We start from the raw sequence: 24,237 nt of genomic DNA on the forward strand, positions 1-24,237 counted from the left end.
TACGAAAACAGTAACAAAACAAAAAAACTAATCAGGTATTTGATTTTTTTGAAAAACACGAACTGAGTCTCTGTTTTGAGTCACGATATAATAAGGATGGTTTTTTATATTGCTTTTCACCATGGCAATACTTTTAGAATCACCTGGTACTAGAAAGCCACTTTCTATTGTAGGTATGGTTTTGAAATTACCTTTTCCATCATTATTTAACAAAAGGCCATTAAAAGCATCGTTTCTTCCAATAAAGACTTCATTACCAAAATTGTTGCCAACCAATAAAATATCTTCAAATGCGTCATTGTCATAATCGGTGATAACCATATCATTGATTGGCGCATATTGAACCTCATTTGGTAAAACAGAATAGTTGAAAGATCCGTTGCCTAAATTTTTAAGAACAATACTTTTATCAAAATTACCCGTTAAGGTTGTGGCTCCTTTAATTTCATTATCATTAAATAGGTTTTCAATAGTAGCCTTGGAATAAGATTTATAGGAATTAAATTTTGCCCTGAATAATGGACTTTGGCCATTTAAATCTGCCCAAAAATGAACAGGAAATGATTTTTGAACGGGGTTTTCAAAACTTTCCTTAAAATAGGCAAAAACGACAGGATCTATAGTGCCATTATTGTCAAAATCCTTAGCTACTACCGTTGTCGGTTTTTCCAACGTAGGGCTATAAAAATTATTACTTCCCATGTTTCCTAGTAAAAAATCTAAATCTCCATCTTTATCTATATCGATTTTGGAAATACTTTCCCACCAACCTAATAGGTTATCAACTCCTGTTTTCTCAATTTTGTTTAGTGAATTACCATTATTTTTAAAAACTGTAATGGGCATTAGTTCGCCTACCACTATTAAATCTTCAAAACCATCCTGATCCACATCTGCCCATAATGCATCTGTCACCATGCCTAAGTCGTTCATTTCAGGAGCTAGGTCATTTGTTACATTTTTTAGGGTTCCCGATACATTTTTTAATAGAAAACTTTTTTCAGGGGTAGGGTACTGGCCATAGGGTGTTCTTCCCCCAATAAAAAGATCTACATAACCGTCTTTGTCAAAATCATTGGCCACGACAACCGATCCACTAGAATTAATTACTGGTGCCTTGTTTATGGCTTGACTAAAGTTGCCCTTGCCATCATTAAGCAATAATTGGTCATTGTAAGAACGGTCTCCTAATTTAAACTCGTTACTTCCTGATACTAGATACAAATCTAAATCGCCATCATTCTCCAAATCAAAAAATACTATACTCTCTTCTTCAAATTTTAAATTATCCTCATTGTTGTATAGTGATCTTTGACCAAAATTGCCGTTTGTATCCTGTATGAACAATTGTGGTGAATTCCCTGAAGAACTTCCTATGATAAAATCTTCATTGCCATCACCATTAATATCTCCCACGGCAACTTGTGGTCCATTTTGTGTAAGCTTGTGCGGTAGCGTTCTCTGAATATTAAAGTCTATCTTATCCGTTTCTTCATGTTTAAATTGAATGCCAACGGATTTTGAAACTTCCTTGAAAATTGTTTTAGGCGGATTTTGAACTAGGGGAAATTTGAGTTCATTCAACGAAACAAAAGATGCATTTACGTGTTTTAATTCAATTTTTTGATTGGCCTTTATATTGTTCAATTTTTGAAATTTTCCATCTGGCCATAACACTTCAATACTTTTGACCTTATCCTCTACGCCCAACCCAAAATGAACAAGATTTTCTACCGTTGACATATATCCCCTATAGGTATTGTGCTCATGGTACTGAAATGTACCGTCTGGTAATGTTAGAACCAATTTTGCGCCTACAGTTAGGGCATTGGTTGCATTTAGCTTTATACTTAAAAAGTTATGTTCTTTCTTGTTAAGCTTATCAGCGGTGTTTTTAAAAAGTAAAGCTTTGTCATTAATATTGTTTATGATATAATCCAGATCACCATCATTATCTAAATCAGCAAATGCGGCCCCATTGGAAAAGGAGGGGACACCTAGTCCCCAAGTAGTACTCACATCTTCAAACGTATTATCGCCATTATTTTTGAAAGCATAGTTGGGTATTTTAATTTTTGGAATAGAATCCAGTATTTGAGCCGGACTTAAATACCTACTTACGTTAAACTTAAAATCACCAAAGTCAAGATCGGTAATATCTCTAGGAAAACCATTGGTGATTAGAATATCCTTATTGCCGTCATTATCCATATCGGCAAATAGGGGAGACCAACTCCAATCTGTTTTGGAAACCCCGGCCAGCAACCCTATTTCACTAAAAGGAATGTTGCTACCATTGCCTTTTTGAAGCATATTTCTAGTGTGTTGATATTCATAGTCATACCTTTCATTAAGTATGTATTCTGTATACTTATGCCCAGATAATGTAGTTTTAAGTCTTTGATTGGTTTCCCCAAGCATATCCAGGGTCAGAATGTCCAAAAAGCCATCGTTATTAAAATCTGAAATATCATTGCCCATCGAGAATTTGCTTTGATGCTTGACATTCTCCTTAATTTTATTGGTAAACGTACCATCTTGATTATTGATATAAAGAACATCATTGGTCAAATAATCATTACTTACGTATATATCTGGCCACCCATCATAATTCAAATCTGAAATGGCTAAGCCTAAACCATAACCTTCTATGGTTATTCCTGCTTCTAAAGTAACATCGGTAAATGTACCGTCACCATTATTTTTATATAGTCTATCATTACTTAATGCAGAACCATCAGTTGTTTTTTTACGGTAATTGGCAGGTAGTATGTGAATATCCACATTGTTCAATACGTATAGATCCAAAAGGCCATCCTTATTATAATCAAAAAAAGTAGCACCCATACTGTTGCCCGACTCTTCAATACCATATTCCTCTGCTTTGTTTAAAAATACTGGAACCTGATTTTTATTTAACCCTTGATTAATAAAGAGTAAGTTTTTTTTATTCTCCTCTTCTGTAAGCATTGCGGAACATACATACATATCCAAAAAGCCGTCATTATTAATATCAGCCAAGGCAACTCCTGTATTCCAAGTATTTGTGGATTCTATGCCTGCTTCTTTTGAAACATCTTTGAATTTAAAATTTCCCTGATTTAGGTATAATTTGTTTGGAACTTGATTGCCGCTAAAAAAGATATCCGGTCTATCATCATTATTAAAATCTCCAATGGCAACACCACCACCATTAAAAATATATTCGCTGGTTAGGATGTTAAAACTATCGGTCTCAATTATTAGGTTGTTAAATTCAATTCCTGCTTCAGATGCTGGAACGTTTTCAAATAATGTTTTTTGTTCTTTGGAGCATGAACAGAATATTATTAATAGAAGTAAAATTGTATAGGTTGAAAGGATGCGCATTTGGTATGGATTGATTATTTTAATTGATACTCCTAATTTACACTGATTTTTATTATGTAATGCGGCATATTTTCTTGGAACATAAAATGCCAAACATTATTGATTTCTAATTGATTATTGTTTGAAATATAAGTATAAACGGTGGTATACTAATATTCTAGCGTTCTGGTAATATCCCCGCTTATGTTATAAAATTTTATTTGTTCAACATCATTGTCTATATAAATGCGAGAGGTATACTGAGAGTTAAAACTATTTCCCCAATACACTTCTTGGATTTTACTAATAGCATTATTATACTCAATAATTGCTTTTACTTCATTGCTTTTAAAATTAACATGTGTGCCTTTTCTATGATCTACGTATTCATGTATTTTTAATGAATCATTGTTTTGAGATGCTATGATTACCTCTTTGTCTTGAAGAACAAGTATGTTCACTAATGATTTTGCATCTCCTGGCACAAAAAAATGTGTATCGCTTATTGGTAAAGGTTTAAAATTAAAATTCCTATTATTTTTAAGTACTAAACCGTTAAAAGCATCTGCCATACCCTGTTGCACTTCCATTCCAAAATCATTACCAACAAGTATAACGTCCAAAAACCCATTAGTATCAATATCCTGAAGTAAAATTCCATAAACTGGCGCATATTGGCTCTCTATTGGTAGGGAATGAATATTGAATTTACCACCACCTAGATTTTCAATTATGGATGTTTCCATATAATTAAGATGTAAAATTTTTGCATCTTCCAGTTGATCATCATTAAACATTTCGTTCATTGTGGCAGAACCAAATTCGCCAAAAGAATTGTATTTTTTTCTTATTCCTACATATTGTTTAGTGACATCTTGCCATGGGTGATAGAGGTATTCTTTTTTGGTACCCAAGCTATCCCTAAGGTAAAAAGAGAGTAAAGGATCAATGGTTCCATTATTATCCAAATCTTTTGCATAAAGTCTTACAGGTTGCTCTTTGTCTCCTTTAAAATTTAAATTACGGCCAACATTGCCAATTACATAATCTACGTCGCCATCATTATCCAAATCTCCTGCAGCAATACTGTTCCACCATCCCTGTTTATTTTGTATTTCAGTATTGTCTTTAAATTCTATGAGTTTTCCATTTTTGTTTTCAAAGAATCTAATGGGCATCCATTCACCTACCAATATTAAATCTGGCCAAAAATCATTGTTGAAATCCGTCCATATAGCATCGCTTATCAATCCCGGAAATTCTAGGACCGCATTAATTTTTGCAGTAGCATCAACAAATTTGACTTCAGTGCCGTTAGATTGATTTTCTAAAATATATGACCTATCTGCAATAGGGTAGGAGAAAGGTAAAACCCTACTACCTATAAATAGGTCAAGATCGCCATCTTTATCAAAGTCGGCAGCTTTTACACAGTTGGTGTTTGAAAACATTTCAGGAATAGAATTGATGGCTTCCAAAAAGTTTCCGTTACCATCATTCAATAACAGCTTATCTTTATATAGTTCATGCCCTGCTGGATATTGGGCACTACCCCTTGCCAAATAAAGGTCTAGGTCCCCATCATTATCGGCATCAAATAACAGTGAACCGGAATCATCTTCTAGTTTTTTGTCACTTTTATAAGAGACGATGGATTTATTAAATGTGCCATTTTCGGTTTGGATAAACCAAGTTTCATCCTCACCTCTACTTGCGGCAATAAAGATATCATCTAAACTATCTCCGTTAACATCACCTACGGATATAGATGGACCGTATTGGGAAAATTTATGTGGCAGGGTTCTTTGGAAATTAAAATCAATAAAATCTTCGTCTTTATCTACATGTTTTATGCCCAGATTTTGAGAGGCTTTTTTAAAAATGGGTTTGTTTTTATGAAATAGTCGTTTATTGTTAGGACGATATGAATACGTATTCAGTTCATTGAGTTTAGGGTTTACTTCAAGCTGAGTATTGCCATTTGGCCATATAATTTTAAGACTGTCCACTTGTAGGGTCTTACCTAAACCAATATGAAGTGTTTTTTCTGGTTGGGATAAATACCCTCTACCTGATAAAATAGACTGTCGTTGTATTTTATCTTCATAGTAAGTTACCACTGTGCTACCAAAGGCATCTGGGTTTTTTTTGTCTCCAATTAATTTTACTCTTAGGTAGTTTTTTTCAGGTAACAATTCGTTTGCATTGTTTTTTAAAAGTAAGACGGGGTCATTAATATTATTGATGACCAAATCCAAGTCTCCATCATTGTCAAGGTCTCCATAGGCGGCTCCATTGGAGAACGTTCCAAAATTTAAACCCCAATCTTGGGTGGCATCATGGAATTCTTTACCCTCAATATTTTTAAAAATAAAATTTGGAATCTTTATCTCGGGAATGGCATTGATCAATGTTTGTTTGCTTACCAATCTACTTGCGGTAATTCTAAAATCACCAAAATCGCGATCAGTAACATCTTTTGGGAATCCATTGGTTATCAGCAAATCTTTCCAGCTATCATTGTTGAAATCTGCAAATAAAGGAGCCCAACTCCAATCTGTTTCCTGTATGCCCAAATACATACCTACCTCACCAAAAATAGGTAGGCCTGTTTCTGGATTTGTACCTAAGTTATGTTGTAAAGTGTTTCTGGTATACTGGTGTTCGTATAAAAATTTCTTGGTAAAAATTTCTTTTTGATAACTACTTGGACCCTGGAAAAGTTTTTTTCTTTTATTATAGTATGGCTGCATTTCTGTAGTAAATATGTCCATTTTTCCATCGTTATCCATATCGGTAATGTCACTACCCATGGAGGAGAGGCTAAAATGTTTAAAAATTTCTCCCGCCTTATTGATAAAAGTACCGTCTTGATTGTTAATATAAATAAGGTCATTGCTTAGAAAGTCGTTTGCCACATAAATATCTTGCCAACCATCATCATTAAAATCATGAATGATGGTACTATGGCTGTAACCATGGTAGCGAATGCCGGCCTTTTCTGAAATATCTATGAATCTTGGTTCAGATAAACTATCTACATATACATTCTCATATAATATATCCCTACTTTTTGAGGTGCCGTCATCTGTTAACGGACTAAATTGATTTGGATTAATGCCTTCTATACGGTTAACACCAATAAATACATCTAGGTCACCATCATTATCAAAATCAAAAAATTGTGCATGCGAAGAATAGGTAGAATCATCTAAACCATAATTGGAAGCTTCTTCTTTAAAAACAGGAATGTTATTGTTGCTATTTCCTTGATTTATATATAACAAGTTTTTTCTTTGAATACTATCTTTTCTAAATGTATTGCATACATATATATCTTGAAGACCATCTAAGTTAATGTCAAGAACCGTGACTCCAGATGACCATTGTAAGCTATCGGTCTTACCTATATTGGATTCTTTGCTAATATTTTTGAACTTTAAATTTCCTTCATTTAGGTATAGGGCATTATTAACCTGATTTCCAGCTAAGAAAATATCATCAAGACCATCGCCATTTACATCTGCAATGGCTACACCGGCACCGTTATATACAAACTCATTGTCAATGATGTTTATAGAATCATTCTCAAAAATTGGATTGGAAAAATGAAGCCCGGTTGTATTCTGGTCAACAACGGTAAAAAGTTTTTTCTGTTTATTATCATTGCATCCTATGTGTATACATATACTACATAATAGAAATAAGGGTAGCGGTAATCTGTTCATTTTCATTATTAATGTGCATTTACAAATATGCAAGAACCTAAAGAGATTTACAAAGAAAAGGCTACCGTGATCGGTAGCCTTTTTTTATTTAGTCAATAGTGCTATTTACAGATTAATAACCTGGATTTTGTTGTAGTATATCAGCACCGGTAATATCAATTTGAGCTTGTGGAATTGGGAAAAATTCATTTTTTCCAGCTACAAAACTAGCACCACCAAATTTGGTTACTAATAAGGTAGACTCATAGTCCAAATACTCATTCAATTCTTCTGCTGCAACACCCCATCTTACTAAATCAAAGAAACGGTGGCCTTCACCAGAAAGTTCAAGCTTTCTTTCAAAACGTACGGCATCCCTAGCAAAATCGGCATTAGGAAACGAAGTATATTCAGAGATTACATAATTAGCGGCATTCTCGTCAGAATCATATTCTTTTACCCAATGTTCTGAATTTGCAGCTCTTCTTCTAACCATATTCACATATTCAAGAGCTTTGTCCAATGACCCGCCCGGGGCTTCTATTTCTGCTTCTGCAGCCATAAGGAGAACATCGGCAAAACGGATAATTGTATAGTTCATAGTTGCATAACCACGTGTCCAAGAACTACCATCGGTAAAGCTATTTTCTTGGCTTCTATAATAGATGTATTTTTTAGGAGAGTATGGTCCGGCATAAGGTTGGCTACGAATCCAGGCTTTACCTGGGTGCTCTATCCAATCTAAATATGGAATACCCCTTCTACCAATAGCATGATCGATTCTAGGATCTAATGGACCATCATCTTCTACAAATGGCTCGTCTGCTTCCAAACCAAAATCATTTTTAACCGCATTTTCTGGGTTGTTATATGATTTATCTAATAAAGGTAGTCCGTCTGCACCTGTCCTGTATGAATTTGCCATTTCAAAACTTGGTTGAAAGAACCCACAGCAGTTACCAGGACCATCAGGACCAGTGTTATATGGATAGTTTAAGTCGTCAAAAGCATTTGCATTTTGTACGTTACCCGTATTGTTTGCAGATTCCACATCAAAAACAGCTTCTGAATGATTGTCATTTTCAGCGTTATAAATCTGGGCATAATCATCTAATAGTGCATATTTAAGTCCGTTGGATGTTACACCTTCTTCAATTACATCATCAAACAAATCCTTTGCTTCACCAAATTTTTGTTGGTACAGTTTGGCCTTGGCCAAAAGTGCTCCAGCAGCCCATTTGTTTACTCTACCGTCACCATTTACTGCAGGCAAGTTGTCATAGGCATATTGAAGGTCAGATTCAATAATAGCCCAAGCATCACCATTATTTGGTAAGGTAGCCAAATCTTCTGGAGCTACGGTTTCATCAAAAACAACAATATTGTTAAAATGCTTTTTAAGGTCAAAATAAAAGTGGCCCCTTAACATTCTAGCTTCCCCAGAAAGTCTTGTGGCATCTGCAGCGGTCAATTCAGTGGAATTGGCAATGGCCGATAACACCTTATTGGCACGGCTTACCCCTTCATACCTACCTCTCCAAAGATTGTTAAAATCATTATTAGGGTCTACGGGACTGGCTTCATAACGCTGAATTGGGTTCAATGAGCTATAATCACCCGCATCTGTTCCTTTGTTGGCTTCTCCACCAACAATTGATCCTGTTGCCCAATGGTTAGGGCCTTCGAACCTATTTCCAAAAACTCCGTTCAGGGCAGAATATGTACCGATCAATAAACCGTCAATACCTGCTTTGGTACTTACCTGTGAATCTGCAAGGGAGTCCGTTGGGGCTACCTGCAAAAATTCATCGCTACATGACATCGATGCAAGAAGCAACGCGCCAAGGAGTAACGATGTTTTTTTTAATTTAAATGTTTTCATAGTTTACTTTTTCTTAAAGTTACTAATTATTGTATTGTTAATTTTGTTTTTTAACTCTTAAATGCCTATCTCTAAGGTAATTGCGTAGCTTGGAGTTACAGGGAAGTTACCTACATCTATACCAAAGTTGGTATCTGGTCCGGCAACTTGTGGATCAAGTCCACTATAGTCCGTTATTGTCCAAACATTATTTGCGGATAGTCCTACAGAAAACTTGCTAAGACCCATGCTTTCAACTAAATCGGCATCGAAATTATAACCTATTCTCAGTTGAACCAATCTTAAATAGCTACCATCTTCTACATACCATGAATTGGATGCTCCACTTGTACTTAAATTAGAGGCACTTTCCCAAATTGGTGCACTTGCATTATTTCCTAGTTCCGGTGTCCATGAACCATAAGCGGCCACACCTTTTGCAGAACCTTCAAACGTACCAAAGAAATCAGTAAACCATTTGGATTGGTTGAAAATTTCATTACCTACGGAACCATACCAATATGTTTGGAACTCTATGTTCTTGTAACGTAAAATTAAATCTAAACCTCCTGTGAAATCAGGAACGGCACTACCAATAACTGTTCTATCATCAGGCGTAATAGCACCATCGCCATCTACATCTTCATACCTAAAACGACCTAGGGCCTTATCCGCTTGATCTGGCGAATTTGCAACTTCTTCAGCTGAGTTGAAGTATCCTATTACATTATAACCAAAGAACGTAGAAATGGATTCTCCTACAGAGTTACGTATTGGTGCAATACCTCTATAGGCAATGTTATCACCAAAAGCATCAATACCTGGAGCCAAAGCGGTAATTTCATTCTTAAGGAATGAATTGGTACTGGTCACCTCAAAAGTTAGGTCTTCAGTAATATTTCCTCTTCCTATGATTTGGAAATCTACCCCTTTATTGCTCATACCACCAATATTAACGGATGGTGAAGCTGCATAGTTACCTGCAACACCTGGTAACGGTACTTGGTAAAGTAAATCCCTGGTGTCTTTTTTCCACCAATCAAGGATAAATTCCAATTTATTATTGAACAAGGATAGGTCAAAACCAATATTTGTTGTTTCAGAGGTTTCCCATTGAGCATTTGGGTTACCAATTCTACTTGCTGCAAAACCTTCATCGGCACCACTGTTTTGCCCTTGTATAGGATAAAAAGTATTACCACGATCAGAAGCAAATAGTGAATATTGGTTGTTTGGAGAAACGTTGGAATCACTTCCCATTTCACCCCAACCACCTCTAATCTTCAAATCAGAAATGATATCTTGATTTTGCATAAAAGGTTCGTCGATTACCCTCCAAGCTGCAGAAACTGCCGGGAAAACACCATATCTTTTATTTTCACCAAAACGTGATGAACCATCACGACGAAGTACACCTGTTAAGTAATACTTTTCATTAAAGTTGTAATCTAATTTACCAAAAGTAGAGAAGTAGGTAGATCCTTTGTACTGGTTACTTTGAACTACAGGACTCTGTACAACACTTAAGCTCTGGAAATCTAAATCTGTAGAAAATGGATTAATACCAAAACCGGAAATATTTCTTCCTCTTCCCGTATTCAATGCCTCTATACCACCAAAAGCGGTTAGTTTATGTTGGCCAAACAGTTTTTCATAACTGAATGTATTCGTAAATGTCCATGAGAATCCATAACCACTACCTTCACCAAAGGAGTTACTTGCTTCTGGTTCAGAATCTCCTAAATATCTGTAGTTATAATCTACATAGTGGTAATTACTATAACTACCACCAAGACTAGTGCGCAAGGTTAAACCTTCCAAAGGTTTGATCAATGCATAAACATTTCCAAAACCACCAATGTTGTATGATTTGTCATCACCATTGTTAAGCTTCAATCTTCTGACAGGGTTTCTTGGATTGTTGAAACCAGCTGCTTTTGTACTTGCATAACTACCAAATTCATCTCTAACAGGAATAATTGTTGGCATTCTAAAAGCGGATAGAACTTCAGATTCATCATCTGCAACCTCTACTCCACCAGCTCCACCAGCAATACCAATGGCAGATCTGTATGTTACCTGAAAGTTTTCTCCAAAACTTAACCAAGGGGTTACGTCCCATTCAGAATTAAAACGGGCCGCGTAACGAGAAAATTCTTGTGCCAACACAATACCATCTTGGTTTTGCGCTGAAATACCCATATAAAAACGACCGTTTTCCGTTCCTCCGTCAAACCCTAAAGAAACCCTGCTCTGTGGTGCTATACGAGTAATCTCCTTGTACCAATTGGTTCCTTGTAAATTTGGTCTAATTAAAAATGTATTGTCAGGGTCAGCTTCATAAGCTGCTCTAACAGCGGCCAAATCCACATCTGCTTCGCTTACTCCGTTTTGACCATTTGCATGCAAATAGTCTGGAATAGTTGGTGTTGCATTGGTACCATATTGTGGATGTGTATATTGTACAGCGGTACCATTGGCGGCAGCGTTGTTCTCATAACCTATATGGGTATATCTTGCCATTTCCAGTGGGCTCAACATTTGCGGGGCACCTGCAACATTAGGATCAACAACACCACTATTGACATTCAAGGTCATTGTAGTTTTTCTTTTTGAACGTGACCCTTGTTTGGTGGTGTAGACAATAACTCCGTTTGCAGCTCTTGCTCCATAAATAGATGCGGCAGCCGCATCTTTTAATACAGTAGCGGTTTGTACATCATCTGGGTTTATAAAGTCTACATTTCGTGTAGGGACTCCATCAACTACATATAACGGAGCGTTGTTTCCAAATGAGTTAAAACCCCTAACCCTAATTTGACTTGTTGTACCGGGCTGACCGTTGGTTAAAACAGTTACACCGGCAACCCTACCTTGTAATTGTTGTTCTATGTTTCCGGAAGGTACTGCTGCCAGATCCTCGGCCGCTACAATAGAAACTGCGGCTGTTGTTTCTCTTTTCGTCTGTACCTGGTAACCTGTTACTACCACTTCATCCAAAGCTGCTGCATCTTCAGCTAAGGAGGTATTTATTACAGATTGTCCATTTACTGCTACTTCTTTTGCTTGAAACCCAATATAACTAAACACCAGTGTTGCACCTGGTTGAACATTTAAAGTAAAGTTTCCGTCAAAATCTGTTTGGGTACCGTTTGTTGTACCTTTTTCTACCACATTTGTTCCGGGGAGTGGTGTTCCCAATTCATCTGTTACCGTACCCGTAACTGTAGATTGTACTGTGTTTACCTCAATTTCTGTTGAAGCATTTGTTTTCTCATTAGCCTGTGCCATTTGTGCTCCAAGACAGATGAGTGCCGATAAAATTCCCGATTTAAAAAAGGATGACCTTTTTTGGAATTTTACCGACATGAAATCACGTTTTTGATTCATAATCGTTGTTGTTTGTTAGTTTAAATAAATTTTGGCAAGTTGATTTGTCTATGAAATGATTGAGCGATCAAATGTTAAAAAAATCAAAATCCGATATAATATTAGCAATTAAATGTGAATTAGGCATAAATCATTTATGAAAATTATCATATTATTAAAAAGTGTTAATTTAACAATTAAATAATAAAATAACTGTAAACCTCTATATCCATTGGAGTTGTTAAGCATCTAACAAATAATTGGGCAAAATAAATAATGTTAAAATTTTAACATATTAGGTAGTGATTGTATGGTAAAACTTAAAATTACAACGTTGTAGTTATGGTTTCTATAACGTTATAGTGGTACTTTTCTTACGGAAATTATTAACGCTTTTTAAGAAAATTTTTAGTTAAGAAAAGTTAAATGTAAAAAGTCCAATTATTTGAATAATTGCTCGCAATTGAGAATTTTCAATTTTTTGTCAAAGGTGGTGGTGCAAAAAAGATAGCTTAAACCGCCATCTTTTAGTTTTAGTTTTTTTCTGATTTCCGTTATAGAATCCGGGAAATTTCTAGTGGTAATATTGGCCTTGGTTAAGTTTAAATGCTTTATTGATTTTCTGGAATAATCCAAAGTATCCAATATTTTAAATGTTCTTCCGGGAAAAGGTATTAACGTATCTGACGTATATAAATGCGAATGAAGATGTAATTTAGAAAGCGAAAATTTTTCTCCAATATATTGAAAGGCACCTGACTTTAAAATGGCGGCATTGGGTTCGTAGAGATATGATTTAGGTAGAGAATAATTGGCAAGAGCCCTTTTTTCTTCCTCTAACATAAAATTAAACCGTTGAGGCGTAACGTTTTTGAAATTGATTGTTTTTATATGTGGTTTTCCTGAAAATTTATTTTCCAGAATCCAAAGTACTTCCTTAACATCGTTAGCCACAGCTACAATATGAACTTCCTTAACGTGGTTCATTTGTGTAAGGCCATTATTGATATCCAATAACGGACCGGTTTTAATCATAAGATTTGTGGCCTTGCTAAAAAGAAGGGTAAACTGATCTATAATATCTGGTTCGCAGTCTTTAAGGTAGAACACTTTCTTTTTGTCCTTATCTCTCCTAGAGGGGTCTATATATAGCCAATCATATGTATCTTTATTTGATTTTAAGAAGGCTAACCCATCTTCATTATAACACTGAACAGTAGAAGTGCCTAACTGTTTAAAGTTGTATGCTGCAATTTTTGAAAGCTCTTTATTTTTCTCTACATGGACTACCTGACGCATTTTTTTTGAAAAAGCATAGGAATCCACACCAAAACCACCTGTTAAATCAATTAGTGTGTTGCCATCCAATAACGAAGCTTTGTAATTGGCGGTAATTTCTGAAGACGTCTGTGAAAGGTTTAATTTATGGGGATAAAGAATTTTATCGGTATTGAACCAAGTGGGTAATTTTTGCTTTGCTTTTAACTTGGATTCTATTTGTGCTACCAACTCCTTGGGGGTTACTTCATTAAAAGGAGATTTTTTTAGCAGTAATTTATGTATGTCAGACCTTAAGTGTTCATTAATGAATTGTTGAACATCCTTATTTAAAATTGCTGAATTCACTAAGAATTATAAATTTTGTGTGAGTGACTTTACAATGTGATTGTCCGATAAAAACTCTTTTAAAATAACCTTAATGGCCGTGTATCCCGGTATAGCGACAATCATACCTACCACCCCGAATAATAATCCGGCTATAATGATTATTAAAAATATTTCCAATGGGTGCGATTTTACACTATTGGAAAAGATAAAGGGCTGAGAGAAAAAATTATCCACCAATTGCCCAATCACTAAACCAATTAGCACGTAACCGGTTTTAGGTAAAATTATTTCACTAAAGTCCTGGCCCAAATTGCTGGTCATGGTCAATGTAAGCATCATAACGCCACCAATTATAGGTCCTATATATGGTATGATATTGAACAACGCACATAGAAAAGCAATAACTACGGCATTTTCTATACCAACAATAAGCAATACTATAGTGTAGATTACAAATAGAATAAAAATCTGTAACAATAGGCCTACAAAATATCTGGATAGTAGCCCATTAATTTTTTCTATGGAATTGGTGGTACCTTGCTTTTTATTCTTTGGTACGAATATGAGTAATCCGTTTTCAAAAAGTTTTCTATCCTTTAAAAAGAAAAAAGAAATGAAAAGCACTGAAAATAATCCAATACTGGCCGAGCTTAATACGGTTAAAAACGAGTTTAAGAAATTGGGAATAAAACCAATGTCAAATCCTTCTAAAATATTTCTTTCAAATTTTACGTCATCAATAACATTTTCTACCATGTTAGATGAGAGTCCTAAATAATTGGTAATCTGATGATAAAGGGTGTTGATGCTTTTTTGTAGGCCATCGATATCTAATAATGATAGGTTTTTACTTTGTTCCGATAATAACGGAATAAACAAAGCAAATATACCCGCTAAGACTCCCACCATTAGTAGCATTGTAATGATTACGGAAATAATATTGGGCAGTTTAAGTCTTAGTCTAAAAAATCTTACCAATGGACTACCGATAAGGGCAATTACCGCTGCTATGGTTAAATAGGCCAATACCGATCTTATGGTGTATAGAAAATAGAGTAGGAGTACTATACCTACCAATACACCAATGGCCCTTAATATTCCTTTTGAAATCGTTTTTGCGGTCATGGGTTAGTTTTTAAAGGCGTAGGTAATAATATTTGCGCCCATTTTTAAGGCTTTTTCCCTAATTTCTGTGGGATCGTTATGAACAGTAGGATCCTCCCAGCCATCACCTAAATCACTTTCAGATGTGAACAACAGGACAACCCTATTATTATGAACAATGGAAAATGCTTGTGGACGTTCTCCGTCGTGTTCATGAATTTTAGGTAATCCTTGTGGAAATTTATAGGCCGCTGAAAATAAAGGATGGTCCGCTCCTAATTCCTCTAAGGGTTTATTGGGGAACAGTCTTGAGATTTCTCTGGTAATATAGGGTTTCATTCCGTAATTGTCATCTATATGTAAAAAGCCGCCGGATAATAAATAGGTGCGTAAATTTTCAATTTCATCTTCTGAAAAAATAACATTGCCATGGCCGGTCATGTGTAAAAATGGGTATTGAAAAATTGATGAACTACCCACTTCTACCGTTTCTGGTTTATTCTTAAGAGTAGTACCAATATTGGAATTGCAAAATTGTATTAGGTTGGGCAAGGCCGTAGGGTTGGCATACCAATCGCCACCCCCATTATATTTTAAAATGGCAATTTCTTGTCCTTGAAGTACAAGCGATGAAAACATGATTATTCCTATGGCCACTAAATTTTTCATGCTCAAATTTAGTGAATTAGGTAATGGAAAAACATGTGAACCAACAAGAACTAATAAATTTAGGTTATCCGTTATTGATAGAGGCTACGATAGTACATGCAACAATAGCGGCGGTTTCTGTCCGTAATCTGGTATTGCCCATAGAAACGGGCGAATAACCGGCCTTAAAAGCTTCCTTGATTTCATTTTGTGTAAAATCACCTTCAGGACCTATTAATATAATGGCATCCTGGTCTGCCACAAGTCTACGTTTTAATTCATGACGCTCGGTATTTTCGCAATGCGCAATAAATTTTAATCCGTTTGCAGGTAGTGCTATGAATTCTGAAAAAGTAAGTGGTTCATTTAATTTTGGTAGGTATGTTTGTAAGGATTGTTTCATGGCAGCTTCAACAACCCGCTGCATACGTTCTAATTTAACTGTTTTACGTTCAGAACGATTGCAGATTAAAGGGGTGATTTCGTCTACGCCAATTTCAGTGGCTTTTTCCAAGAACCATTCATAACGATCGTTCATTTTGGTAGGTGCCACTACTAAATGTAATTTATAAGATTTTGGGTAAGTTTTTTTGCTAGAGTTAATCTCAACTTCGCATCTCTTTGCATTGTCAGAAATAATTTTGGCCGTGAACAAAAATCCTTTTCCATTGGTTATGGATAGTTCATCTCCGTTTCGTTTTCTTAACACTTTGACAATGTGCTTACTCTCGCTACTATCAAATATAAAATTGGAGTCTTTTTCGTCCAGATTGGGGTTGTAGAATAATTGCATATTATTTTAGTTTCAAGAGATGACATACCTTGCCTTAGCGGTCACATTTTGTTGTGCAAATTGGTCACTCTTGTATTTGTAGTACCCTACAATTCCTATCATGGCTGCATTATCCGTACAGAATTGAAATTGAGGTATATAGGTTTTCCATCCGTATTTCACCTGTGCATCGGTCAGTGCTTTTCGTATACCTGAGTTTGCAGAAACACCTCCACCAATGGCAACTTCCTTTATGCCGGTTTGCTTTACGGCTTTTTTCAGCTTGCGCATCAATATTTCAATTATCGTGTATTGTATGGAGGCACAGATATCCTCTAAATTTTCCTGAACAAAATTAGGATTGTCCTTGGTGTTGCGTTGTATAAAATATAAAATATTGGTCTTTAACCCGCTAAAACTAAAATTTAATTCCTTGACCTTTGGTATAGGGAATTCAAACTTAAAGGGGTCGCCGTTGGCTGCATGCTTATCTATTAATGGTCCGCCAGGGTAGGGTAGGCCCAATATTTTTGCACTTTTGTCAAAAGCCTCGCCCACGGCATCATCTAAAGTCTGTCCTAAAATAGTCATATCAAAATAATCGTTTACCTGAACGATTTGCGTATGGCCTCCACTAATGGTCAAAGCTAAAAATGGAAATTTAGGGGCGGACATATTTTCGTCATCAATAAAATGGGCCAAAATATGGGCTTTCATATGGTTGACCTCTATTAAAGGAATGTCCAGACCTAGCGACAAGGATTTGGCAAAAGAAGTGCCAACAAGTAATGAACCCATAAGACCAGGTCCGCGTGTAAATGCTATGGCGGATAATTGTTTTTTATCGATATTTGCTTTGGCTATTGCTTGGTCCACAACAGGAACAATATTTTGTTGATGCGCTCTAGATGCTAATTCTGGTACAACCCCTCCATATTCCTCATGAATAGCTTGGGTTGCCACTACGTTACTTAGCACTTTATCGTTCATTAAAACTGCCGCAGATGTATCGTCACAAGAAGACTCTATTGCAAGAATGAAAATTGGTTTGTGTTCCAGCATGTTTGGAATAAAATTTGAATAACAAAGGTAAAACATATACCCCTATCAAAAAATTCAGGAAAATATTAATAAGAATAGTATTGGTGATTTTACTGATATGTGTTTTTAGTACCTTAATTTTTTCTTTGCCGGTTGTACAGACACTTTTGGCTCAATATGCCACTGCCCGGATCAACAACCAATATGGCACCAATATTAACATTGACCGTTTAAAATTGTCCTTGATTTCTTGGGATACCGCCATGGAAGGGGTGTTTATTGAAGATTATCAAAAAGACACATTGTTTTATGTAAACAGATTAAGTACTTCTATATTGAGTTTGGGTAATTTGGCTCAAGGTAATTTGGAATTTGGAGATATTGAGGTAGATGAACTAAATTTTAAACTGAAAACCTATTATGGTGAACAGGGCACCAATTTAGAGGTTTTTGTAGATAAATTGGATAATGGCAAACCTAGGGCCCCGGGAACACCTCCATTTAAATTGTCATCCTCTTATGTAGAAATTCAAACCAGTAAATTTAAATATCAAGATGAAAATCTTGAGAAAGAAACAATACTAAATTTTGATAGTCTGAATATCAATGCGGGCAATTTTCAAATTCTGGGTCCAGAGGTATCTGCCGATATACAGGATATGTCCCTTTATAGTAATAGGGGGTTAAAATTAAATAAACTGGCCACCAATTTTAAATATACCAAACAGCAAATGCGGTTTGATTCCTTGAAGATAAATACACCACTTTCCAAATTGGACGGGAACCTGGTGTTTAATTATAATAGGGAGGACTTTCGTGATTTTTTGAATAAGGTTAATGTGGTTGCAGATTTTAAAGAGTCTAAAGTAGCATTTGACGAAGTAAATTTACTTTACAATGAATTTGGAAAAGGTAAAGAAGTAACCTTTAGTGCAGATATCAACGGGGTTTTAAATGATTTAAATACGGATAATCTTTTTTTATTTTCTGATAATACAGGTATCCGGGGCAATTTTAATTTTAAGAATTTGTTCAGTAAACAAAAGCCTTTTAGTTTGGATGCGGATATGAAAAACGTAACCAGTAGCTATTATCAGTTAAATGCCTTACTACCTAATTTAATTGGTAATTCCTTACCGTCTACTTTTAGTAAGCTAGGCCAGTTTACCATAAGGGGAAATGCGTTTATTACCAATTCATCCATAGATGCCAAGGTAAATATGAATACTGCAATTGGCAGTAGTTATGCAGATATTGTATTGAGCAATTTTAACAATATAGATAATGCAACGTATAAAGGGTTTATTTCATTAATAGATTTTGATCTAGGAGATTTTGCGGAGAATAAAAGCTTGGGCAAAACCAGTTTGGATTTTAATGTTGAGGGTAAAGGTTTTGTAAAGGAAAAACTGAATACGGAGGTAATAGGCCAGATATATTCCATTGTTTTTAATAATTACGATTATCAAGATTTGCGGGTGTCCGGTATCGTTAAGGACCAATTGTTCGATGGTTCCCTGGTGAGCAATGACGAAAATTTAAAATTTAGTTTTAAAGGTTTGGCCAATGTCGCGGAAACCCGCAACAATTTTAATTTTATTGCATCTGTAGATTATGCCGATCTAAAAAAACTGAACTTCATTAATGATAGTATAAGTATTTTTAAAGGTAATGTTAGTATGGATATCACCGGTACCTCTTTGGATAATATCGTGGGAGATATTCAATTTACCAAGACCAACTACCAAAATGTAAACGATACGTATTATTTTGATGATTTTGCAATTACCTCAAGTTTTGATGTGGAAAATTCCAGAACCATAAACATAAATTCCCCAGATATAATTACGGGGTATATGAAAGGTAAATTTAAGGTAAGGGAGCTGGGAAAACTGGTTCAAAATTCCCTTGGTAGTATTTATACAAACTATAGGCCATTTCAAATTTCAGATGGACAAAATCTTTCTTTCAACTTTAAGATCTATAATAAGATCGTTGATGTTTTTTTTCCGGAGGTAAGGTTTGACCCCAATACGTTTATAAAAGGTAATATCATTGCAGATGAGGGTGATTTTAAATTAAATTTTGAGTCCCCTAGTATAGAAGCATTTGGTACGGCCGCCGATCAGATAGAAGTAAGAATAGACAATAAGAACCCCTTATTCAATACTTTCGTTTCTGTGGGAGAATTGGATACTCCGTATTATAATTTCAAGGATTTTAACCTGATCAACACTACCTTAAAAGATACCTTGTTCTTTAGATCGGAATTTAAGGGCGGTAGTGATTTTGATGATTCTTACAACCTTAACTTTTATCACACATTTAACAAGCAGAACAAATCCGTTATAGGATTAAAGACTTCAGATGTAAACTTTAAGGGGAATAAGTGGGTGCTCAATAAGGATGGTGATACTAAGAACAAAGTTATTTTAAACAGGGCTTTGGATAGTATTACCATACAGGAAATTGTAATGAACAATGAGGAAAAGGAGCAGATTAGGTTAAAGGGGCAACTTGCGGATTCTACCTATAAAGACCTTCAGCTACAGTTTAAAATTGTTTCCTTGGACAAGATTACACCGGTTATAGATAGTCTTAAATTACAGGGAGAGGTTAACGGAACTTTAAATGTGTTACAAAAAGACGGTATTTATTTACCATCTTCAAATCTTAACATAGGTAATTTTGGTATTAATGATATTGCACTTGGAGATTTGGTCATCAATATTATTGGGAATAAGGATTTGACTGAATTTCAGGTCAATTCCCAACTTGCGGAAAACAATCTGGAAAAATTTAGTGTAGTAGGTAAAATTGAAAATAAAGAGGCAATTCCAAAAGCAAATTTGATAGCCAACTTTAATAACTTTGACCTAAAACCGTTCAGTCCGTTGGGCGAGGGGGTCATTGATAACATTAGGGGAGATATTGATGGTAGGGTTAGAATAACCGGTGGTGTTGACAATCCTAATTTTGATGGGTTGCTTACCTTGGATAATGCCGGTATTGCGGTACCCTATCTTAATGTGGATTATGGTTTTGCACCTAGGTCTCGCGTGGTTTTAAAAGACCAAACTTTTCAATTTGAGGAAATAGCATTACAGGACGTAGATAAAGACACCAAAGCAAATTTAAACGGGACCATAACCCATAGTTATTTTGATAATTGGGTCTTGGATTTGGATGTAGATACCAATAATGAGCGTTTTCTAATTTTAAATACCGAGTTTAAGGAGGGAGACCTTTACTATGGTACAGGGTACCTTAATGGTAATGGGCGAATCTTTGGTCCTACAACTGCTTTAAATATAACCGTTGACGGTGAAACTGCAAGGGGAACATCTCTAAAAATACCTTTGAGTGATGTAGCCAGTGTAGGGGATTATTCCTTTATCAATTTTATTGAAAAAAATGATAAACGCACTATTGAGCGTGAAAGGCAGTTAAAGGATTATCAAGGATTAGAGCTTGAATTTAACCTTGATGTTACACCTGAAGCTGAGGTGGAAATTGTTACCGATACTAAAACGGGTAGCTCCTTAAAAGGAACCGGAGAGGGTATTATTCTTATCCAGATCAATACCAATGGTAAATTTGAGATGTATGGAGATTTCGTTGTAGTGACCGGTGAATTCAATTATAAATTTGGAGGTATTATAGATAAGAAGTTTAAGGTGGAGCCTGGGGGAACTATAAACTGGGACCAAAAACCTTTAGAGGCTTTGTTGGACATGCAGGCTATTTATTCCCTTAATGCCAACCCTGCGCCCCTATTGGATGATGCTGGATTTACCAGAAGAATACCTACGGATGTAATCATAAGGCTAACCGGTGAACTTCAAAGCCCTGATATAGATTTTGGAATTGATTTTCCTGGTACTAATTCAATCGTACAGTCAGAGTTGGAATATCGCCTTCAAGACCCAACGGTAGAGGAAAAAAATGCTATATTTTTATTGGCACAGGGTACTTTTGTAAATTCTCAAAGTGGTATAAACCAACAGGCCATTACGGGTAATCTGGTTCAAAGTGCTTCGGGGATTTTAAATTCTATTTTGAGTGGGGGCAATGATAAGTTCAATTTAGGGCTAAGTTACGAGCAAGGAATACTGGATAGGTCTGCGGATATTGAAACCGATGATAGGATAGGGGTTACCGTGTCTACACAAATTTCAGATAGAATATTGTTTAATGGCAAGGTGGGGGTTCCGGTAGGGGCGTCTAGCGAAACTTTGGTTGCAGGCGATTTTGAAATTCAGGTTTTACTTAATGAAGAGGGTACGTTAAGTGCAAAATTCTTTAGTAGGCAAAGTGAAATCCAGGCATATTTATCCGATCAACAGGGTTCTACGCAAGGTGCTGGTCTTACCTATGAGGTGGACTTCAATAATTTTAGGGAACTTTTTCAAAAAATATTGGGGAAGAAGCCGCTGCAGGAAAATCAAATTGAAAATAACCCTCTTCTACCTACGGCTACTATGGGTAATGATAGCCTAATTAGGTTTTATGATAAACCAAAATCAATTTATCGCTAAGTTTTTGTAGGATAGTTGTTAAGAAATAAATAAAATCTTAAGATTTTACAATTAAATATAACAACGAAAACGTTTTCTTAGATTTCCTGTAAAAAGCAGAGCTAGTATATTTCTTTATTGCATTTTGATTTTGTAATTTCGTTGGCTTAAATTTTTCCATGTCTTCAGTAATAAAAAAAATAGCGGTACTGACTTCAGGTGGTGATTCTCCAGGGATGAACGCGGCCATAAGATCAGTTGTAAGAACCTGTGCCTATTTACAGGTAGAGTGTGTAGCCATTTATAGGGGCTACCAAGGTATGATAGAAGGGGATTTCAAGGTAATGGATGCCCGTAGTGTTAATAATATCATTAATAAAGGTGGTACAATTCTTAAGTCTGCCCGATGTAATGATTTTAGGACTCCAGAAGGAAGAAAGAAGGCTCATGAGCAACTTGTAAAAGAGGGTATTGAAGCCTTTGTAGTAATTGGTGGCGATGGTAGTTTTACCGGTGCCATGATTTTTAATAAAGAATTTAACTTTCCAGTAATTGGTATACCGGGTACTATTGACAATGATATATTTGGAACCACCTTTACCTTAGGTTATGATACGGCCTTGAACACGGTTGTAGAATGTATTGATAAGATACGTGATACAGCTAGTTCTCACAACAGACTTTTCTTTGTTGAGGTAATGGGTAGGGATGTAGGCCATATTGCCTTGAACGCCGGTGTTGGTGCAGGTGCAGAGGAAATATTGATCCCGGAAGAAAATCTGGGTCTGGATAGATTGTTAGAGTCCTTGAAAAGAAGTAAGGAGTCTGGTAAATCATCAAGTATCGTAATTGTTGCCGAGGGTGATAAATCCGGTAAGAATGTATTTGAACTTAAGGAATATGTAGAAGAACATCTACCTATTTACGATGTTCGTGTTTCTGTATTGGGACATATGCAACGCGGCGGTGCTCCTTCTTGTTACGATAGGGTGCTGGCAAGTAGAATGGGAGTAAAGGCTGTAGAAGCCATATTGGAAGGAAAGACCAGCTTAATGGTTGGTATTCAAGATAATCAAATTACGTTGACCCCGATCGAAAAAGCGATTAAGGGCCATACGAAAATAGATAAGGAACTCATAAGGGTTTCAGAAATAATGACAACATAATTTAAACGCTAAAACAAATAAAATGTCAAATTTAAAAGTAGGAATAAACGGTTTCGGAAGAATAGGTAGATTGGTCTTTAGAACAACGGTAAAACGTGGTGATGTTGATGTAGTTGCCATTAATGATTTGTTGGATGTTGAGCACTTGGCATATTTGCTTAAGTATGATTCGGTTCATGGTGCTTTTGATGGTACTGTTGAAGTAAAGGACGGTCATTTGGTAGTAAACGGTAAAACAGTACGTATTACTGCAGAGAGAGATCCTAAAAATTGTAAGTGGGATGAAGTTGGTGCGACTACAGTTGCAGAATGTACAGGTATCTTCACCACATTGGAAACTGCTCAATATCACATAGATGGTGGTGCTAAAAAGGTAGTTATTTCCGCTCCATCTAAAGATGCTCCAATGTTTGTAATGGGTGTTAACCATACAAAAGTAAAAGCATCGGATTCAATAGTATCTAACGCATCTTGTACTACCAACTGTTTGGCGCCTATGGCCAAGGTATTGAATGATAGCTTTGGTATTGAGGAAGCTTTAATGACTACGGTTCACGCTACTACTGCTACACAAATGACCGTTGATGGTCCTTCTAGAAAAGACTGGAGAGGTGGTAGAAGTGCCATGTTGAATATTATTCCTGCTTCTACTGGTGCTGCAAAAGCGGTAACTAAGGTGATACCTGCATTAGAAGGTAAACTTACGGGTATGGCATTTAGGGTTCCTACTGCTGATGTTTCTGTAGTGGATTTAACCGTACGTTTAGAAAAAGAAACTTCTTATGAGGAAATCAAAAAAGCCTTTAAATCTGCCTCTGAGGGTGAGTTAAAAGGTGTTTTAGGATATACGGAAGAAGCTTTGGTTTCTCAAGATTTCATAGGGGAATCTCACACTAGTGTATTTGATGCCGGTGCCGGTATAGAGTTAAACTCCAAGTTCTTTAAATTAATTTGCTGGTATGATAATGAGGCTGGTTTCTCCAATAAAATGGTAGACCTAATGCAGCATGTAAATACGTTGTAATAAACATATTTTTATAACAAGGATAATTCCTGAAAATGAGGCTTTTTTTCCTTATTTTCAGGATTATTTTTT

12 protein-coding genes are annotated in these 24,237 nt (G+C 35.9%); 3 read left to right on the forward strand and 9 right to left on the reverse strand.

Features of this window, described 5'->3' with window-relative positions:
* Positions 1 to 27: 27 nt before the first annotated feature.
* From ABVM52_RS14510 to tsaD, 9 genes are all read right to left on the reverse strand, one after another.
* Positions 28 to 3,369 carry a VCBS repeat-containing protein gene (locus ABVM52_RS14510; RefSeq protein ID WP_405381721.1) on the reverse strand — a complete coding sequence of 1,114 codons (3,342 nt, stop codon included), beginning with the start codon at positions 3,367 to 3,369 and terminating at the stop codon, positions 28 to 30.
* Between the two features lie 149 nt (positions 3,370 to 3,518).
* Entirely contained in the window at positions 3,519 to 7,076 is a 3,558-nt protein-coding gene (locus tag ABVM52_RS14515) for a VCBS repeat-containing protein (protein ID WP_405381723.1), read from the reverse strand.
* A 112-nt stretch (positions 7,077 to 7,188) separates the two neighbouring features.
* A complete protein-coding gene (locus ABVM52_RS14520) occupies positions 7,189 to 8,937 on the reverse strand; it encodes a RagB/SusD family nutrient uptake outer membrane protein (protein ID WP_405381725.1) in 1,749 nt (582 codons plus the stop codon).
* Between the two features lie 57 nt (positions 8,938 to 8,994).
* Positions 8,995 to 12,306 carry a SusC/RagA family TonB-linked outer membrane protein gene (locus ABVM52_RS14525; RefSeq protein ID WP_405381727.1) on the reverse strand — a complete coding sequence of 1,104 codons (3,312 nt, stop codon included), beginning with the start codon at positions 12,304 to 12,306 and terminating at the stop codon, positions 8,995 to 8,997.
* A gap of 420 nt (positions 12,307 to 12,726) precedes the next feature.
* The gene (locus ABVM52_RS14530; RefSeq protein ID WP_405381729.1) at positions 12,727 to 13,911 is read right to left on the reverse strand and encodes a THUMP-like domain-containing protein; all 1,185 of its coding nucleotides are present in this window, start codon (positions 13,909 to 13,911) and stop codon (positions 12,727 to 12,729) included.
* Positions 13,912 to 13,917: 6 nt separating this feature from the next.
* Positions 13,918 to 15,018 (reverse strand): AI-2E family transporter, encoded by a 1,101-nt coding sequence (locus ABVM52_RS14535; protein WP_405381731.1) that lies wholly within the window; start codon positions 15,016 to 15,018, stop codon positions 13,918 to 13,920.
* 3 nt (positions 15,019 to 15,021) lie between these two features.
* Positions 15,022 to 15,666, reverse strand: a complete 645-nt coding sequence (locus tag ABVM52_RS14540) for a DUF4159 domain-containing protein (protein WP_405381733.1) — start codon at positions 15,664 to 15,666, stop codon at positions 15,022 to 15,024.
* Positions 15,667 to 15,730: 64 nt separating this feature from the next.
* Positions 15,731 to 16,438, reverse strand: a complete 708-nt coding sequence (locus tag ABVM52_RS14545) for a 16S rRNA (uracil(1498)-N(3))-methyltransferase (protein WP_405381735.1) — start codon at positions 16,436 to 16,438, stop codon at positions 15,731 to 15,733.
* A 12-nt stretch (positions 16,439 to 16,450) separates the two neighbouring features.
* Entirely contained in the window at positions 16,451 to 17,479 is a 1,029-nt protein-coding gene (gene tsaD, locus ABVM52_RS14550; RefSeq protein WP_405381737.1) for a tRNA (adenosine(37)-N6)-threonylcarbamoyltransferase complex transferase subunit TsaD, read from the reverse strand.
* A gap of 125 nt (positions 17,480 to 17,604) precedes the next feature.
* Here tsaD and ABVM52_RS14555 point away from each other — a divergent pair, with 125 nt between their 5' ends.
* From ABVM52_RS14555 to gap, 3 genes are all read left to right on the forward strand, one after another.
* Positions 17,605 to 21,996 carry a translocation/assembly module TamB domain-containing protein gene (locus ABVM52_RS14555; protein WP_405381739.1) on the forward strand — a complete coding sequence of 1,464 codons (4,392 nt, stop codon included), beginning with the start codon at positions 17,605 to 17,607 and terminating at the stop codon, positions 21,994 to 21,996.
* A 158-nt stretch (positions 21,997 to 22,154) separates the two neighbouring features.
* Positions 22,155 to 23,141, forward strand: coding sequence for a 6-phosphofructokinase (gene pfkA, locus ABVM52_RS14560; protein WP_405381741.1), 987 nt, complete (start codon positions 22,155 to 22,157; stop codon positions 23,139 to 23,141).
* Between the two features lie 22 nt (positions 23,142 to 23,163).
* Positions 23,164 to 24,165: a type I glyceraldehyde-3-phosphate dehydrogenase gene (gene gap, locus ABVM52_RS14565; protein WP_405381743.1), complete on the forward strand. Its 1,002-nt coding sequence runs from the start codon at positions 23,164 to 23,166 to the stop codon at positions 24,163 to 24,165.
* Positions 24,166 to 24,237 lie beyond the last annotated feature (72 nt).

Origin of the sequence: Maribacter sp. LLG6340-A2, assembly GCF_045057105.1 — a bacterium.
Classification (GTDB): domain Bacteria; phylum Bacteroidota; class Bacteroidia; order Flavobacteriales; family Flavobacteriaceae; genus Maribacter.

Coding starts and splice junctions, on each gene's coding strand:
- ABVM52_RS14515 (WP_405381723.1), bottom strand. CDS start 7,076: ATGAACAGATTACCGCTACCCTTATTTCTATTATGTAGTATATGTATA.
- ABVM52_RS14540 (WP_405381733.1), bottom strand. CDS start 15,666: ATGAAAAATTTAGTGGCCATAGGAATAATCATGTTTTCATCGCTTGTA.
- ABVM52_RS14525 (WP_405381727.1), bottom strand. CDS start 12,306: ATGAATCAAAAACGTGATTTCATGTCGGTAAAATTCCAAAAAAGGTCA.
- tsaD (WP_405381737.1), bottom strand. CDS start 17,479: ATGCTGGAACACAAACCAATTTTCATTCTTGCAATAGAGTCTTCTTGT.
- gap (WP_405381743.1), top strand. CDS start 23,164: ATGTCAAATTTAAAAGTAGGAATAAACGGTTTCGGAAGAATAGGTAGA.
- pfkA (WP_405381741.1), top strand. CDS start 22,155: ATGTCTTCAGTAATAAAAAAAATAGCGGTACTGACTTCAGGTGGTGAT.
- ABVM52_RS14510 (WP_405381721.1), bottom strand. CDS start 3,369: ATGCGCATCCTTTCAACCTATACAATTTTACTTCTATTAATAATATTC.
- ABVM52_RS14535 (WP_405381731.1), bottom strand. CDS start 15,018: ATGACCGCAAAAACGATTTCAAAAGGAATATTAAGGGCCATTGGTGTA.
- ABVM52_RS14545 (WP_405381735.1), bottom strand. CDS start 16,438: ATGCAATTATTCTACAACCCCAATCTGGACGAAAAAGACTCCAATTTT.
- ABVM52_RS14520 (WP_405381725.1), bottom strand. CDS start 8,937: ATGAAAACATTTAAATTAAAAAAAACATCGTTACTCCTTGGCGCGTTG.